Annotated in this window: 16 protein-coding genes; 11 read left to right on the top strand and 5 right to left on the bottom strand. The window is 60.8% G+C overall.

Going from position 1 to position 14,343, the window contains the following annotated elements; all coding sequences use genetic code 11:
- Positions 1 to 32: 32 nt before the first annotated feature.
- Positions 33 to 896, top strand: coding sequence for a universal stress protein (locus ACWPW0_RS09125; protein ID WP_454255118.1), 864 nt, complete (start codon positions 33 to 35; stop codon positions 894 to 896).
- A 55-nt stretch (positions 897 to 951) separates the two neighbouring features.
- Here ACWPW0_RS09125 and ACWPW0_RS09120 read toward each other — a convergent pair whose 3' ends face one another.
- The gene (locus tag ACWPW0_RS09120) at positions 952 to 1,428 is read right to left on the bottom strand and encodes a DUF1289 domain-containing protein (protein WP_447590975.1); all 477 of its coding nucleotides are present in this window, start codon (positions 1,426 to 1,428) and stop codon (positions 952 to 954) included.
- 460 nt (positions 1,429 to 1,888) lie between these two features.
- Between ACWPW0_RS09120 and acnB the strand changes: the two genes are divergently transcribed.
- The 3 genes from acnB (at position 1,889) to alaC (ending at position 6,335) form a co-directional block, all read left to right on the top strand.
- The gene (gene acnB / locus ACWPW0_RS09115) at positions 1,889 to 4,498 is read left to right on the top strand and encodes a bifunctional aconitate hydratase 2/2-methylisocitrate dehydratase (protein WP_454256718.1); all 2,610 of its coding nucleotides are present in this window, start codon (positions 1,889 to 1,891) and stop codon (positions 4,496 to 4,498) included.
- Between the two features lie 132 nt (positions 4,499 to 4,630).
- Positions 4,631 to 4,840 carry a YgdI/YgdR family lipoprotein gene (locus ACWPW0_RS09110; protein WP_447590974.1) on the top strand — a complete coding sequence of 70 codons (210 nt, stop codon included), beginning with the start codon at positions 4,631 to 4,633 and terminating at the stop codon, positions 4,838 to 4,840.
- Between the two features lie 256 nt (positions 4,841 to 5,096).
- A complete protein-coding gene (alaC, locus tag ACWPW0_RS09105) occupies positions 5,097 to 6,335 on the top strand; it encodes an alanine transaminase (RefSeq protein WP_447590973.1) in 1,239 nt (412 codons plus the stop codon).
- A 34-nt stretch (positions 6,336 to 6,369) separates the two neighbouring features.
- Here alaC and ACWPW0_RS09100 read toward each other — a convergent pair whose 3' ends face one another.
- Complete coding sequence (locus ACWPW0_RS09100; protein ID WP_447590972.1) at positions 6,370 to 6,762, bottom strand: hypothetical protein; 393 nt, start codon at positions 6,760 to 6,762, stop codon at positions 6,370 to 6,372.
- 180 nt (positions 6,763 to 6,942) lie between these two features.
- On the opposite strand from ACWPW0_RS09100, the gene ACWPW0_RS09095 reads away from it, so the two are divergent.
- From ACWPW0_RS09095 to ACWPW0_RS09080, 4 genes are all read left to right on the top strand, one after another.
- A complete protein-coding gene (locus ACWPW0_RS09095; RefSeq protein ID WP_447590971.1) occupies positions 6,943 to 7,269 on the top strand; it encodes a transcriptional regulator in 327 nt (108 codons plus the stop codon).
- A gap of 253 nt (positions 7,270 to 7,522) precedes the next feature.
- On the top strand, positions 7,523 to 7,891 hold the full coding sequence (locus ACWPW0_RS09090) for an MAPEG family protein (protein ID WP_447590970.1): 369 nt from the start codon (positions 7,523 to 7,525) through the stop codon (positions 7,889 to 7,891).
- Positions 7,892 to 7,901: 10 nt separating this feature from the next.
- The gene (locus ACWPW0_RS09085) at positions 7,902 to 8,363 is read left to right on the top strand and encodes a hypothetical protein (RefSeq protein ID WP_454255117.1); all 462 of its coding nucleotides are present in this window, start codon (positions 7,902 to 7,904) and stop codon (positions 8,361 to 8,363) included.
- A gap of 77 nt (positions 8,364 to 8,440) precedes the next feature.
- Positions 8,441 to 9,334: a LysR family transcriptional regulator gene (locus tag ACWPW0_RS09080; RefSeq protein WP_454255116.1), complete on the top strand. Its 894-nt coding sequence runs from the start codon at positions 8,441 to 8,443 to the stop codon at positions 9,332 to 9,334.
- Here ACWPW0_RS09080 and ACWPW0_RS09075 read toward each other — a convergent pair.
- Positions 9,306 to 10,136, bottom strand: coding sequence for an alpha/beta fold hydrolase (locus tag ACWPW0_RS09075; protein WP_454255115.1), 831 nt, complete (start codon positions 10,134 to 10,136; stop codon positions 9,306 to 9,308). The genes ACWPW0_RS09080 and ACWPW0_RS09075 overlap by 29 nt on opposite strands.
- A gap of 149 nt (positions 10,137 to 10,285) precedes the next feature.
- Positions 10,286 to 10,489 (bottom strand): hypothetical protein, encoded by a 204-nt coding sequence (locus ACWPW0_RS09070; protein ID WP_454255114.1) that lies wholly within the window; start codon positions 10,487 to 10,489, stop codon positions 10,286 to 10,288.
- Between the two features lie 134 nt (positions 10,490 to 10,623).
- On the opposite strand from ACWPW0_RS09070, the gene ACWPW0_RS09065 reads away from it, so the two are divergent.
- On the top strand, positions 10,624 to 10,791 hold the full coding sequence (locus ACWPW0_RS09065) for a DUF2897 family protein (RefSeq protein WP_447590965.1): 168 nt from the start codon (positions 10,624 to 10,626) through the stop codon (positions 10,789 to 10,791).
- A complete protein-coding gene (locus ACWPW0_RS09060) occupies positions 10,788 to 11,558 on the top strand; it encodes a CPBP family intramembrane glutamic endopeptidase (RefSeq protein WP_454255113.1) in 771 nt (256 codons plus the stop codon). The genes ACWPW0_RS09065 and ACWPW0_RS09060 overlap by 4 nt, the downstream gene beginning before the upstream one ends.
- Before the next feature lie 89 nt (positions 11,559 to 11,647).
- On the opposite strand, the gene ACWPW0_RS09055 is transcribed toward ACWPW0_RS09060, so the two are convergent.
- A complete protein-coding gene (locus tag ACWPW0_RS09055) occupies positions 11,648 to 12,271 on the bottom strand; it encodes a TetR family transcriptional regulator (protein ID WP_447590963.1) in 624 nt (207 codons plus the stop codon).
- A 181-nt stretch (positions 12,272 to 12,452) separates the two neighbouring features.
- On the opposite strand from ACWPW0_RS09055, the gene ACWPW0_RS09050 reads away from it, so the two are divergent.
- The gene (locus tag ACWPW0_RS09050; RefSeq protein ID WP_454255112.1) at positions 12,453 to 14,240 is read left to right on the top strand and encodes an acyclic terpene utilization AtuA family protein; all 1,788 of its coding nucleotides are present in this window, start codon (positions 12,453 to 12,455) and stop codon (positions 14,238 to 14,240) included.
- Positions 14,241 to 14,343 lie beyond the last annotated feature (103 nt).

The following is a 14,343-nucleotide window of genomic DNA, read 5'->3' as shown; positions in this document are numbered from 1 at the left end:
AAAATACAAGTACTCATGTCCGGGAGACGTTCATGCAAGCCATTCGCAGCATTCTGGTGGTAATGGATCCGCAACGAGGCGAATGCCTTGCCCTGAAAAGAGCCAAGCTGATTGCCGGGGTTACACAATCCCACTTGCACCTGCTGGTTTGCGACAAGAAGCAGGAGCACGCGGCCTTCCTTGAGGGCACCAGCGCCAGTCTGATCGCCGAAGGCTACTCGGTCAGCACGCAGCAGGCATGGCACGAGAATTTCTACCAGACCGTCATCACTGTGCAGAATGCAGAGGGCTGCGGCCTGGTGATCAAGCAACACGTTCCGAGCAATCCGCTGAAAAAAGCCCTGCTCACCCCGGACGACTGGAAACTACTGCGCTACTCGCCAGGCCCGGTGCTGATGGTCAAGACCGACAAGCCCTGGACTGGCGGCATCATTCTTGCCGCAGTCGATGTGGGCAACAGTGATGGCGAACACCGCACCCTGCACTCCAGCATCGTCAGCAATGGCTACGAAATCGCCAGCCTGGCCCAGGGCACGCTCCACGTGATCAGCGCTCACCCTTCACCTATGCTCTCCGCAGCCGACCCGACCTTCCAGCTCAAGGAAACCATCGAGGCGCGCTATCGTCAGCAATGCAAAGCCTTCCAGGCCGAATTCGATATCAGCGACGAGCGCCTGCATGTCGAGGAAGGCCCAGCCGATGTGCTGATTCCCTATATCGCCCAGAAACTGCACGCTGTGGTCACCGTCATTGGCACGGTTGCTCGTACCGGGCTATCCGGCGCGCTGATCGGCAATACCGCTGAAGTGGTGCTCGACACCCTGGAAAGCGACGTATTGGTACTCAAGCCAGACAGCGTCATCGCCCACCTCGAAGAGTTGGTCGCCCAGCGCTAACCTGCTCCCGAATAAAAAGCCGCCCAATCAGGCGGCTTTTTAATTGCAGACGAGTTCAGACACGTACATCCATGCCTTCGCGCAGGAATTTCGGCGCGATGTAGCGCTCATAGTGCGCCTCGGAGAGTAGGAAGAACTCCCGGTCGATGGCTTCGCGCAAGTCGGGCAACGTCCACTCGCGGAACTCCGGCAGCAACGACACGCCATAGGCATCCAGCCGGTTGATGACACGCGACGCTCGCGCAATCAGTTGGTAGGCCCAGCAATAGGCAGACTGTTCCGGCACGAAGCGCACTTGGCGCTGTTCCAGCTGGGTCCGCAGACGTTGCGCATCGAATATTTCCAGCTTGCCCTGCATCACCTGCACCAGCAGCACTTCCAGACGACGCCAGACAGCACGTTTTTCTTCCTCGTCGTACAGGTTCCAGTTCACCACTTCGTGATGGAAGCGCTTGCAGCCGCGACACACCAGATCGCCGTATACCGTGGAACAGAGACCGACGCAGGGCGTCTTGATGCGCTGATTGGACATGGGAAAGAAGAGAAAAAACAAAAGACAGGCAGGTCATAGTAGCGGCTTACTTCGACAGGGTCACGCACCAGGCAATGCCACCTACTTGCGTCTATATCGACCTTGGTCGCACATCAGCAAGCCTGCTGTCTCGGGCTTTACGCTTAACTTTAGCCGCGTATTCCAGTAGAATCGGCCCGCCATTTTAGGCGTCGATGTCCGATAGAAGCTGTTTTCAAAGCGTCACGAGCACAGTTCATCCGCCAGGAACGACGTTGGCGCCAGGTCTTCGAATCCACTTCAAGACCTGCGCCAGCCCTCATCGCCCTGTTCCTGCGGCGTAAAACTTTGAAAACAGCTTCTTGTATGAAGCTATCGACACAGAGGCCAAGGTACTCAAAAAGTACCGAGGCGCCCTGTGCGATGGCTTTCTGGATGAGCGTCGCGAGCCGCCTCGCGATCACTGATGAGGGTAAAAACTGTGCTTGAAGCCTATCGCAAACACGTAGCAGAGCGTGCCGCCCAGGGTATCGTGCCCCAGCCGCTAAACGCCGAACAAACCGCAGGCCTGGTCGAGTTGCTGAAGAACCCGCCAGCCGGCGAAGAAGCATTCCTGGTCGACCTGATCACCAACCGCGTACCGCCAGGCGTCGACGAGGCTGCCTACGTCAAGGCCGGCTTCCTTTCCGCCATTGCCAAAGGCGAAGCCACCTCTCCGCTGATCACCAAGCAACGCGCTGTTGAACTGCTCGGCACCATGCAGGGCGGCTACAACATCGCCACCATGGTCGAGCTGCTCGATGACGCCGAGCTGGGCGCCACCGCTGCCGAACAGCTCAAGCACACCCTGCTGATGTTTGACGCCTTCCACGACGTAGCCGAGAAAGCCAAGGCCGGCAATGCCAACGCCAAAGGCGTTCTGCAGTCCTGGGCCAATGGCGAGTGGTTCACCAACAAGCCTGCAATTGCCGAGAAGTACAGCCTCAGCGTCTTCAAGGTCACCGGCGAAACCAACACCGACGACCTGTCCCCGGCTCCTGATGCCTGGTCGCGCCCGGACATCCCGCTGCACGCCCTGGCCATGCTGAAAATGGCTCGCGACGGCATCGTGCCTGAGCAGCAAGGTGCCATCGGCCCGCTGAAGCAGATCGAAGAGATCCGCGCCAAAGGCTTCCCGGTTGCCTACGTCGGTGACGTGGTTGGTACCGGCTCCTCGCGCAAATCCGCCACCAACTCGGTGCTGTGGTTCTTCGGTGACGATATTCCTTACGTTCCGAACAAGCGCGCTGGCGGCTTCTGCTTCGGCTCGAAAATCGCCCCGATCTTCTACAACACCATGGAAGACGCTGGTGCCCTGCCGATCGAGTTCGACGTATCGAACATCGCCATGGGTGACGTGATCGACGTATACCCGTACGCCGGCAAAGTGACCAAGCACGGCACCGACGACGTCATCACCACCTTCGAACTGAAGACCCCGGTACTGCTCGACGAAGTTCGCGCTGGCGGCCGTATTCCGCTGATCGTTGGCCGTGGCCTGACCGAAAAAGCTCGCGCCGAGCTGGGCCTGGGCCCAACCGACCTGTTCAAGCTGCCGGAAGCACCTGTCGACACTGGCAAGGGCTACACCCTGGCGCAGAAGATGGTTGGCAAGGCCTGCGGCCTGCCGGAAGGCAAAGGCGTCCGTCCGGGCACCTACTGCGAACCGAAGATGACCACCGTCGGCTCCCAGGACACCACGGGCCCGATGACCCGCGACGAACTGAAAGACTTGGCGTGCCTGGGCTTCTCCGCTGACCTGGTCATGCAGTCCTTCTGCCACACCGCTGCCTATCCGAAGCCGATCGACGTCACCACCCACCACACCCTGCCGGATTTCATCCGCACCCGTGGCGGCGTGTCCCTGCGTCCTGGTGACGGCATCATCCACAGCTGGTTGAACCGCATGCTGCTGCCGGACACCGTCGGTACAGGTGGTGACTCGCACACCCGCTTCCCGATTGGCATCAGCTTCCCGGCCGGTTCTGGCCTGGTCGCCTTCGCTGCCGCCACCGGCGTCATGCCGCTGGACATGCCGGAATCCGTTCTGGTGCGATTCAAGGGCAAGATGCAACCTGGTATCACCCTGCGTGACCTGGTGCATGCCATCCCTTACTACGCCATCCAGAAAGGCCTGCTGACCGTCGAGAAGAAAGGCAAGATCAACGCCTTCTCCGGCCGTATCCTGGAAATCGAAGGCCTGGACGACCTGACCGTCGAGCAAGCATTCGAACTGTCCGACGCCTCTGCCGAGCGTTCTGCCGCTGGTTGCACCATCAAGCTGCCGGAAAAAGCCATTGCCGAGTACCTGAAGTCGAACATCACCCTGCTGCGCTGGATGATCAGCGAAGGCTACGGCGATGCGCGCACCATGGAACGTCGCGCCCAAGCGATGGAAGCATGGCTGGCCAATCCGGAACTGCTGCAAGCCGACAAGGACGCCGAATACGCCGAAGTCATCGAGATCGACCTGGCCGAGCTCACCGAGCCGGTCCTGTGCGCTCCGAACGACCCGGATGACGCTCGCCTGCTGTCCACCGTTGCCGGCGACAAGATCGACGAAGTGTTCATCGGCTCGTGCATGACCAACATCGGTCACTTCCGCGCTGCCGGTAAGCTGCTGGACAAGGTCAAGGGCGGTATCCCTACGCGCCTGTGGCTGTCGCCGCCGACCAAGATGGATGCCCACCAGTTGACCGAAGAAGGCTACTACGGCATCTACGGCAAGGCTGGCGCACGCATGGAAATGCCGGGCTGCTCGCTGTGCATGGGTAACCAGGCACGCGTCGCCTCCAACTCCACCGTGGTGTCGACGTCGACCCGTAACTTCCCGAACCGTCTGGGTGATGGCGCCAACGTGTACCTGGCCTCTGCCGAACTGGCAGCAGTCGCTTCGATTCTCGGCAAACTGCCGAGCGTCGAGGAGTACATGGGGTACGCGAAGGACATCGACAGCATGGCTGCCGACGTCTACCGCTACCTGAGCTTCGACCAGATCGCCGAGTTCCGCGAAGCAGCTGCGAACGCCAAGATCCCGGTCGTTCAAGCCTAAGCGCCTCTGCGTCAGAAAAGCCCCGCCTAGTGCGGGGCTTTTTCTTTCTGGTACTTGCAGCAATTCGCTCAGCGACTAGTTTGAGTACAGGAGCCGGCTTTCACGGCTCTCTTCATCCTGAGGAGCTGTCTCATGAAACACTGGATTCTTGCAGTGCTCTGCGCCGTCAGCCTGGCTGGGTGCTCCAGCGAATACATCATCACCACAACCGATGGCCAGATGCTGACCAGCAGTAACAAACCCGTATTGGATGACGATACCGGCATGATCGAATTCAAGGACAGCGAAGGTCGCCAGCAACAGATTCCCCAGACCTCCGTCAAACAGATGCTGGAGCGCTAATCGCTCCTCACAAACCCCGCTTCGGCGGGGTTTTACTTTGTAGCCCGCATAGCAATATCGCCCAATTCGCAGCAGTAAAAACATTCACTCAAACCCAACCCAACTGACGCCCTCCCCTCTACGTGCGCCAGTGGAGACAAAGGCACTGTTGCGGGGCTCGACAAAGACGCACCACTGCGATTATCTTCGCCGCCTGGCCAGCGCACTGGCCAACGTCGCTCGGACGGTTCCGGGCGCTTACGTATCAGAGGAAAGCATGGCTGACCAAGCTAAGCGCCGCTTTGCGCGCATCGATCGTCTCCCCCCCTACGTTTTCAACATCACTGCCGAACTGAAGATGGCTGCTCGTCGCCGTGGCGAGGACATCATCGACTTCAGCATGGGCAACCCCGATGGCGCCACGCCGCCACATATCGTCGAAAAGCTCTGCACCACCGCCCAGCGTGACGACACCCACGGCTATTCCACCTCCCGTGGCATTCCGCGCCTGCGCCGCGCCATTTCGCGTTGGTATGCCGACCGTTACGACGTGGAGATCGACCCTGATGATGAAGCCATCGTCACCATCGGCTCCAAGGAAGGCCTGGCGCACCTGATGCTGGCAACCCTGGATCATGGCGATACCGTGCTGGTACCAAACCCCAGCTACCCGATCCACATCTACGGCGCCGTGATCGCAGGCGCCCAGGTGCGCTCCGTACCGCTGGTACCGGGCATCGATTTCTTCGCCGAGCTGGAACGTGCGATCCGTGAATCGATTCCGAAGCCGAAGATGATGATTCTTGGCTTCCCGTCCAACCCGACCGCCCAGTGCGTGGAGCTGGACTTCTTCGAGCGCGTGGTGGCCCTGGCCAAGCAGTATGACATCCTCGTGGTACACGACCTGGCCTACGCCGACATCGTCTACGACGGCTGGAAGGCCCCGTCGATCATGCAGGTGCCGGGCGCCAAGGACATTGCCGTGGAGTTCTTCACCCTGTCCAAGAGCTACAACATGGCCGGCTGGCGCGTGGGCTTCATGGTCGGCAACAAAGAACTGGTCAGCGCTCTGGCGCGGATCAAGAGCTACCACGACTACGGCACCTTCACCCCCTTGCAGGTTGCGGCCATTGCTGCCCTGGAAGGCGACCAGCAATGCGTGCGTGATATTGCCGAGCAATACCGGCAACGCCGCAACATGCTGGTCAAGGGCCTGCATGAGGCAGGCTGGATGGTCGAGAACCCCAAGGCCTCGATGTACATCTGGGCGAAGATTCCGGAGCAATATGCCCATCTGGGTTCGCTGGAGTTTGCCAAGAAGTTGCTGCTGGAAGCCAAGGTCTGCGTTTCACCTGGCATCGGTTTCGGTGACTACGGCGACGATCATGTGCGCTTTGCCCTGATCGAAAACCAGGACCGCATCCGTCAGGCGGTACGCGGTATCAAGGCCATGTTCCGTGCCGATGGCCTGCTGCCGACCGTCACCGTCAAAACGCGCAAGACACCTGTCGCGTAACGCATGGGCGGCGGCATATACCGCCGCCCTGCCCTCAACCGGAATAATCCAGCGCCGTCCAGGCACGGCTCAGACCACGGGCGATTACACAGCCCGGCCTGTCCAACTCCTCGTTGTAATCCCGTGACAATCGCGTGACCTCCCCCTCTGCGCTGCCCTGGCGCTCTGTCAGCCATTGCACCTTGCCGCAGTTCGGCGTTTCGATCACATAACTGGCGGAGATGTGCGTGTGCTGCCCTGGCAGCTTGACCACGTCCAGCACGGTGCCGTGCTCTTCGATCCGCTTGCCATCAGAAACCAGCACTGCCCAGGCCTCGCTCCCGTCAATCACCAGATAGGCACCATTGGCTTTGGGCTGCTCAAGCTGCGGCTGGGCACAACCTGTCAGCAGGGCGAACAGCAAAATTGTCATCAACCTGTGGTGCATATAGTGCGGCTCCTCTTTTCGGCGAGCCTCCCGGCAGGAGGCAAGACTGATTCAGCAGTGCATGAGCCGTACTATTATCGAATACTGTTTATTTGTACAGTATTTTTCGTTTACCCTTGGCGCCCAACAGAAATGACCATGCGACAGGTGCGCAAGGCCGCAGCCAACAGGAGCAGGATGATGCTGGACGTACTGCAGCTGAAGAACAAAGTGAACCAGACACCCCTGGAAAGTATTCGCCCCATGGTCGCCGAACTGCATCTCGAAGGACTGGTGACTGGCAGCAAGACCCCATTCAGGCGGGTGCACTTCAACACCTGCTTCGCTGAAATCGAGGCCCTGCTGCAAAGAGCCGGCTATCACAAGCAACTGGATGTGGTGGGTTACCAGGGCCTCGCCTATGCGCTGTTCGACCCGGCACGCTGGGAGGCGGTTACCGTGCTGCGCTGGCTCAAGGAATACGTGGAGGAAGCTCAGACCCGCACCGGCAGCCGTCCACGCGGTTGATCGCCCCCTTCAATGACCTGGCGTAGCCGAGCTGTAAGCACCGGCTACGCTCGCGGCAACGATCATCACGATCAGCCCCACATAATTCCTCGATGCGGTCCATACCAACCCATCGCACGACCACCCAGACCATGACGCCTGCAAACCCCATAACCACAGGGCATCAAGGTCATGAGCACTGGCTCTTTTACTTCGCAAACGCCTCTCCCTACTCTCTTGCGGGCCAGACACTCATAACAATACCGGAGGCCCCATGCTTGCCAGCATCTACACCGCGGCTGCGCTTTCCCTGCTGCTGATCGCCCTGTCCCTGAACATCTCGCGCCTGCGCCTGCGTTATCGCATCTCCTTTGGCGATGGCGGCAACGCGGCGCTTACAGCAGCCATGCGCGCCCATGGCAACAGCCTGGAACAGTCGCTGCCCTTCATCATCCTGCTCTACTTTGCCCAGACCACGGGGCAAGCCACCCATACACTGGTTGCCCTGCTCGGCGGCGCATTCGTCGTGGTACGTGTCCTGTACTGCGTCGGGGTATTGGGGCGACTGTTGCTGCTGCGCCAGGTCAGCCATGGCCTGACCATGCTGCTGTTACTGGCGGTCACGCTGCTCCTGCTGGCCTGAGGAGAACGCCATGTCTACGGAGCAGCGCAAGATCGCGCTCTATCAACGGATCAACGGGTTCACCGGGCCGCTGTCGCGCGGCAGCTGGCACTGGCGCACCCGCTGGATCGCCCGCTTGCTGGCCAGCATCGTCTGGCGCAAGAACAATGGCCAGGTGCAGCAGGAAACGCTGGCCATTGCCCAGGAATGGATACGCCTGTTCGGCCTGCCGCAGTTCTGGCAGGTGGAACATATGGAGGATGACACAGCCCACTGCGCCATCCGTTTTCCTTGCTCGCTGGAAGGTACGGGCGATGTCGCCGCCTGCCATCGCCTGATGGAATATGACCGCGCCCTGTTGAAGAAAATAGGGGGGAGCCTGGTGGTAGTGCGCTCACGGGCCGACCCGACGGTGACAGGCGCCTGCCAGGTCGCCATTCGCCGCCTGACGGACTCGCGCCATGATCTGATCCCGGCACGCCTGCTCGATTGACCCTGGCTGACTTGCTCGCCGCCGAAACACTGGCGAAGATGGCAGCGGCAGTCCTGCCAGGGAAACGAGCACTCTTCATGCGTCTGGAAATGAAACACCTTCGCCTGGTCCGCAGTATCGCCCAGACCGGTAATCTCACACGGGCCGCCGAGACGCTCTTCATCTCGCAACCGGCCCTGAGCAAGCAGTTGGCAGAACTGGAGGGTCGCCTGGGGCTGGCACTGTTTCAGCGCACGCAGAAAGCCATGCTGCTGACGGAGGCCGGCCAGGCTTTCAACGATCACGCCCAGCGTATTCTTGGCGATGTGGCCGTGCTCGAAGAACACCTGCTGCGCTATGCCAAGGGCGCTTCAGGCCGGCTGCGCCTGGCTATCGATCGCATGCACCTGAACGACTGGCTGCCAACCTTTCTGCTGGATTTCCGCGAGCGTTTTCCGCATATCGAAGTACAGGTCAAACAGGTGCCAGACCTGCTTCACAGCCTGCAGCAACATGATTGCGACCTTGCCATCCTCGGCGAGGCAGTGCCCGCCAGCGGCGTCGAATACCTGGATTTGAATGCCGATGAAATGGTCGTCATCGTGCCAACCACCCACGCCCTGGCCAGCAAGCCCTGGTTGAAGGCAACCGATCTGCAAGGCGTCGACCTGCTCTATCACTTCGAACTGGAGCAGTCCTTTCTCTACCGTCGCTACCTGCACCCACAAAATATCGAGCTGGGCTCGCTGCAACACATTCAGGATATCCCCACCATCATCGAGCTGGTGCGCAAAGGTATTGGCATCAGCCTGCTGCCGCGCAGACAGTTGCGCGGGGATGAAAGCGGTCTACTGGTAAAGCCCATTGGTGTGAACGGCATGCTGTTTCACTGGCAGGCCGCCATCGCCACCGACGAACAAAGGGCGTTCGTACGCACCGCGTTGCAACTTTTGCAGATACAGCTCAAGCCACTGTCAGCAGCCAGCGATTGACGTGGTCCGCCACACTTTGCGGCGCCCTCAACCAGGCACTGTGGGCGTTCTCCCGTGCAGGGCGCGGAGATGGCAGCAGGTCGATCTGCGGCTCATCCTGCACCAGTTTCGCCAGGGCCAGCGTGGAAGCCGGCGGCGCAAAGTTATCGCCTTCGATCTGGATGAACAGTGAAGAAGCAGCGTTGCTCTTCGCGGGTGTCAGCGCCAACCCCAGGTGGTTGTAGTGACCACTGAACGCCACACGGCCCCAGTCCCGCATCAGTTGGCGAGCCTCATGCCCACCGAACCCGATCCGCCGCCCAGGCAAATAGCCAAGTACGCTGGTCAGCACATTGAAGGTTACTGCCACGGTGGGCGTCATCAACGCGCGCAGGCCACGCCAGTTACGGTAATGGATATTGCCGCACGCAACGCCAACCATACGCACCGTGCCCTGCGGGTTTGCCGCTACATACAACGTCGCAATATGGCCACCCAGGCTGTGGCCGAGCAGCACCGGCGTCGTACCCGGGAACTGCTCATCGGCCAGGCGCAGTAGTTTGGGCAGGAACTCGTCGACCAGTTGCCGGTAGCCATAGTCGAAACGCCAGCTCGGCCTCGGCTGGCTTTCGCCCTGCCCGGGCCAATCGGCTACCAGGACATTGTTACCCGCCTTGGCCAGCAACTGCGCGAGCCCGACATACTTGCGCGCCACAACACCGAGCGCCGGAAGCACGATGATGGTACGTGTCGCACCGGCTACCGGATAGAAAGTTACCGGGCAACGAAACATGCCATCGGCAAACTGCAGGGTATCGCCCATATCCGCACGTCCTGAACAAGAGTGAACAATGCCAGGCAATTTAGAGTTATTACTCTAAAAATACCAACTCCCCCTCTTCAGACAACGCTCGCCTGATTCATCTGGCTATCACGTTGTCGCGCTAGCGAACGCCTGAACGACCGTAGCGGTTATGCGGTCTGTTCAAGTACGGGGGGCGGTAGCGTGTCAGCAACAGGCAGATCGAACACCGGCAGTACGTGAGGTGCATCGAGCCGTTGCTGCAGACGCGCGATAAACTGGTATGCCGACTGGCGGGTGGAGAAATCAATGGAACACTCGCCCAACGTCACGATCCAGCCACGGCCTGTTACTTCATGGATGCTGATATTCATGTCATTCCCCTATAGAAACTCGCCAGGCGAGCTTAGGAGCCGTAGATGACAGTTTTGCGTCAGCCCACACAGCGGCCACTGACAGACGCCTCGCCGGGCGCTATGGTGAGGCCTCATTACTCAAGGAGAGCAGCATGCCCTGGTATGCCTGGTTGATCATTGCGCTGGCCCTCGGCTCGATTTTAGGCAGCCTGTTATTACTGCGCGACAGTGCGCGCAAGCTGCCGTTGAGTGAGGATCAGCTCAAGCGCATTCATGAACGCAATGCCGAACAGGATGCCAAGGACGCCGCGGACCGTTGAACTCCAGCGTTCCCCTGCACCTTCGCCTGCTGCTTCCCGCCTTGGCGCTTGGCCTTGGCGTCGCGCTCGACTTCATCCAACCCGTTGGCCTGCTGGCTGCCACGCTATTCATCGCCATCGTGCTACTGGACGATCACCGCCGACCACAATGGCTCTGGTGGCTGCTTGGCCTGGTAATCAGCATCGCGCTCGCCGCGCACCTGGTCCCGGGTTTCCTGCCAACAACGTTGGCCCTACCGCAGCGTTTCAGCCTCGATGCCGATCCCGTCACCATCCGCCTTTCCTGGGACAAACTGCTGGTTGGCCTGACGCTGCTGGCCTGGTGGCTTGGGCAACGCCCCCAACACAGCCTCTCTCTGCGCAAAGCCTGGCACGTGATGATCGCAACGCTGATCGTGGTACCAACGCTAGCGCTGGCTCTCGGGCTGGTCGCCTGGCAGCCGAAATGGCCGGACGGGTTGTGGCTGTGGCTGCTCATCAACCTGAGCGTAGCGGTGCTGGCGGAAGAACTGCTGTTCCGCGCCTGGCTACAGCCTTGTTTGGTGAAACGCCTGGGCGCCTGGCCAGGCGTGCTGTTGACCGCAGCCCTGTTCGGTGCGGCCCATATCCCGTTCAGCCCACTGTTCGCCCTGGTCGCCGCTGTTGCAGGTCTGGGCTACGGATTGGCCTTCCACTACAGCGGCCGCCTGCACCTGGCCATTGTCCTGCATGGCGCCGTCAATCTGACGCACATGCTGCTGTTGAGCTATCCCTTACGGCTGGCTTAGCTGATGCGACTCTTTGTGTGACGCACTGAGTTCGCAGTGGTGGGGGTTCTGGTTAGCCCCCCTACCCCTACGCTGGGATAGCAGCGCTCTCAGCCTTCCTTGATAACCAGGGTCAGGGCTTCTTCGGCCAATTGATCGAGGCTCATCTTGCCGTCCTGGCGGAACCAGGTGGTGCTCCAGCTCAGCGCACCGGTAAGGAAGCGGCGCAGAATGAACGGATCGCCTTTCACATAGCCAGCCTTGCGCGCCTCGCCGAGCACGTCGAGCCAGATCTGCTCGTAGGTGTCGCGCAGGGCCAGGATATGTGCGCGCCCCTCCTCCGATAGCGAGCGCCATTCGTAGACCAGCACGGCCATGGCCTCGCCGGTACCGCCCATGATCGATTGCAGCTCGCAGCGGATCAGCGCCAGCACGCGACCGCGCAGGTCGCTCGCCTCGGCCAGCGCGGCGTTCATCAATGCAGTGTTGTAGCGCACCGTCTCTTCCATCACGGAACGCAGGATTTCGTCCTTGCTCTTGAAGTGGTGAAAGATGCTGCCGGACTGAATGCCCACCGCACCAGCCAGGTCACGCACGGTGGTGCGCTCGTAACCCTTGCTGCGAAACAGGTGAGCAGCGGTCTGCAGCAGCTTGCCGCGGGCACTTTCAGGGTCGGTGACCTGGCCACTGGCAACCAGTTGCTGCATCACGGCGCGGGCCTTGTGATCGTCCAAACTTGCTTCTCCGTTGAACACACAGGCCTGAGCTGGCCTGCCTTTAGAAGTGGTGGACGAAATTTACGGGCCACAAGCCACCCAAGCAAGCGCTTGGGTGAAAAGTTGTCACAAAGGCTTTTCAACCAAGCGCTTGCTTGGTAATGTCTTATCACCTTCTGTCGTCGATGGAATACCGACCATGAGCAAGACCATCCGCATCGGCTGCGCCTCCGCCTTCTGGGGCGACACCTCCACCGCAGCCGCCCAGCTCGTCAAAGGCGCTGAGCTGGACTACCTGGTGTTCGACTACCTGGCCGAAATCACCATGTCGATCATGGCCGGAGCCAAGATGAAGAAGCCGGATGAGGGTTATGCGACCGACTTCGTCGACGTGCTCGCCCCGCTGCTGCAGGACATCGCCAGCAAGAACATCCGCGTGATCAGCAATGCCGGCGGGGTCAACCCGCAAGCCTGCGCAACAGCGCTCGCCGCGGCCTGTGACAAGGCTGGCGTCAACCTGAAGATCGCCGTGCTGCACGGTGACAACCTGCACCCGAAACTCGGTGAACTGGCCAAGGCCGGCGTCAGCGAGATGTTCAGCGGCGCGCCACTGCCGCCGATGTGCGTGTCGGTCAACGCCTACCTGGGTGCACCGGGTATCGTCGACGCACTCAAGCTGGGTGCCGACATCGTCATCACCGGCCGGGTGGTCGACAGCGCCGTGGTCAGCGCAGCGCTGGTCCACGAATTCGGCTGGGCCTGGAGCGACTACGACAAGCTGTCCCAGGCGGCCCTGGCCGGGCACATCATCGAATGCGGCGCGCAGTGCAGCGGTGGCAACTTCACCGACTGGCGCGATGTACCGGACTACGAGCACATTGGCTTCCCGGTGCTGGAGGTCAGCGCGGACGGTAGCTTCATCGTCGGTAAACCCGCCGGAACAGGCGGCCTGGTGACTCCGCTTACCGTTGGCGAGCAGATGGTCTACGAGATCGGCGACCCGCGTGCCTACTACCTGCCCGATGTGATCTGCGACTTCACCGAAGTCGAGCTGCGGCAAGTCGGCGAAAACCGCGTCTCGGTAAGTGGCGCTCGGGGCCTGCCGCCCACCGATCAGTACAAGGTCAGCGCTACCTATCCTGACGGCTTCCGCTGCACCGCCAGTTGCCTGATTGCCGGGATCGACGCCGTCGCCAAGGCCGATCGGGTCAGCCGGGCGATCATTGCCAAGACCGAGGAGATCTTCGCCGAGCGCGGCTGGGGCCCGTATCGGGAAGTGAATATCGAGCTGCTGGGCAGCGAGGCCACCTACGGCCCACACGGGCAACGCAAGGACACCCGTGAAGTGGTGATCAAACTGGCCGTGCGCCACGCCAAGAAGGAAGCGCTGGTGGTGTTCTCCCGCGAGATCGCCCAGGCGGCCACCGGCATGGCACCGGGCCTGACCGGCATCGTCGGCGGGCGTCCCACCGTTTACCCGGTGATCCGCCTGTTCTCCTTCCTCACCGACAAAGGCAACTGCAACCTGGAAGTCAGCCTGGGCGAGCAACGCCAACCTGTTGAGCTGCCGCCACTGGACAGGTTCAGCCCCGAGCAATTGGCCGAGGCCGTGCAACCACCACGCCCGCAGGGCACAGCCGACAGCAGCGTGCCCCTGTACAAATTGGCCGTGGCTCGCTCCGGCGACAAAGGCAATCACAGCAACATCGGCGTCGTGGCACGCCAGCCCGAATACCTGCCGTGGATCTCCGAGGCGCTGGGCAAGGAAGCCGTGGTCGACTGGATGAACCATGTGCTCGACCCACAGACCGGCCGTGTCGAACGCTGGTACCTGCCCGGCAGCCACAGCCTGAATTTCCTGCTGGAAAACGCCCTGGGTGGCGGTGGCGTGGCCAGCCTGCGTATCGACCCACAGGGCAAGGCCTTCGCCCAACAGTTGCTGGAATTTCCGGTGCCGGTGCCACGAGCGCTGGCAGAAACCCTGTAGATGCTAGTCGTAGGGTGGATGACGCTTCATCCATCCACTGGCTTCTGGTGAAAAACGCTTCACGGGTTCCCACCCTACAACCCACTCAATAGCGCACCACCTT

The sequence above is a fragment of the Pseudomonas sp. Marseille-Q8238 genome, assembly GCF_965111915.1.
This window is presented reverse-complemented; position numbering and strand designations above follow the sequence as displayed.

Excerpts from the sequence above, each read along its gene's own strand:
- ACWPW0_RS09050 (WP_454255112.1), top strand. The coding sequence starts at position 12,453 with ATGAGCAAGACCATCCGCATCGGCTGCGCCTCCGCCTTCTGGGGCGAC.
- alaC (WP_447590973.1), top strand. The coding sequence starts at position 5,097 with ATGGCTGACCAAGCTAAGCGCCGCTTTGCGCGCATCGATCGTCTCCCC.
- ACWPW0_RS09065 (WP_447590965.1), top strand. The coding sequence starts at position 10,624 with ATGCCCTGGTATGCCTGGTTGATCATTGCGCTGGCCCTCGGCTCGATT.
- ACWPW0_RS09120 (WP_447590975.1), bottom strand. The coding sequence starts at position 1,428 with ATGTCCAATCAGCGCATCAAGACGCCCTGCGTCGGTCTCTGTTCCACG.
- ACWPW0_RS09085 (WP_454255117.1), top strand. The coding sequence starts at position 7,902 with ATGTCTACGGAGCAGCGCAAGATCGCGCTCTATCAACGGATCAACGGG.
- ACWPW0_RS09075 (WP_454255115.1), bottom strand. The coding sequence starts at position 10,136 with ATGGGCGATACCCTGCAGTTTGCCGATGGCATGTTTCGTTGCCCGGTA.
- ACWPW0_RS09095 (WP_447590971.1), top strand. The coding sequence starts at position 6,943 with ATGCTGGACGTACTGCAGCTGAAGAACAAAGTGAACCAGACACCCCTG.
- ACWPW0_RS09090 (WP_447590970.1), top strand. The coding sequence starts at position 7,523 with ATGCTTGCCAGCATCTACACCGCGGCTGCGCTTTCCCTGCTGCTGATC.
- ACWPW0_RS09080 (WP_454255116.1), top strand. The coding sequence starts at position 8,441 with ATGCGTCTGGAAATGAAACACCTTCGCCTGGTCCGCAGTATCGCCCAG.
- ACWPW0_RS09070 (WP_454255114.1), bottom strand. The coding sequence starts at position 10,489 with ATGAATATCAGCATCCATGAAGTAACAGGCCGTGGCTGGATCGTGACG.
- ACWPW0_RS09100 (WP_447590972.1), bottom strand. The coding sequence starts at position 6,762 with ATGCACCACAGGTTGATGACAATTTTGCTGTTCGCCCTGCTGACAGGT.
- ACWPW0_RS09125 (WP_454255118.1), top strand. The coding sequence starts at position 33 with ATGCAAGCCATTCGCAGCATTCTGGTGGTAATGGATCCGCAACGAGGC.
- ACWPW0_RS09110 (WP_447590974.1), top strand. The coding sequence starts at position 4,631 with ATGAAACACTGGATTCTTGCAGTGCTCTGCGCCGTCAGCCTGGCTGGG.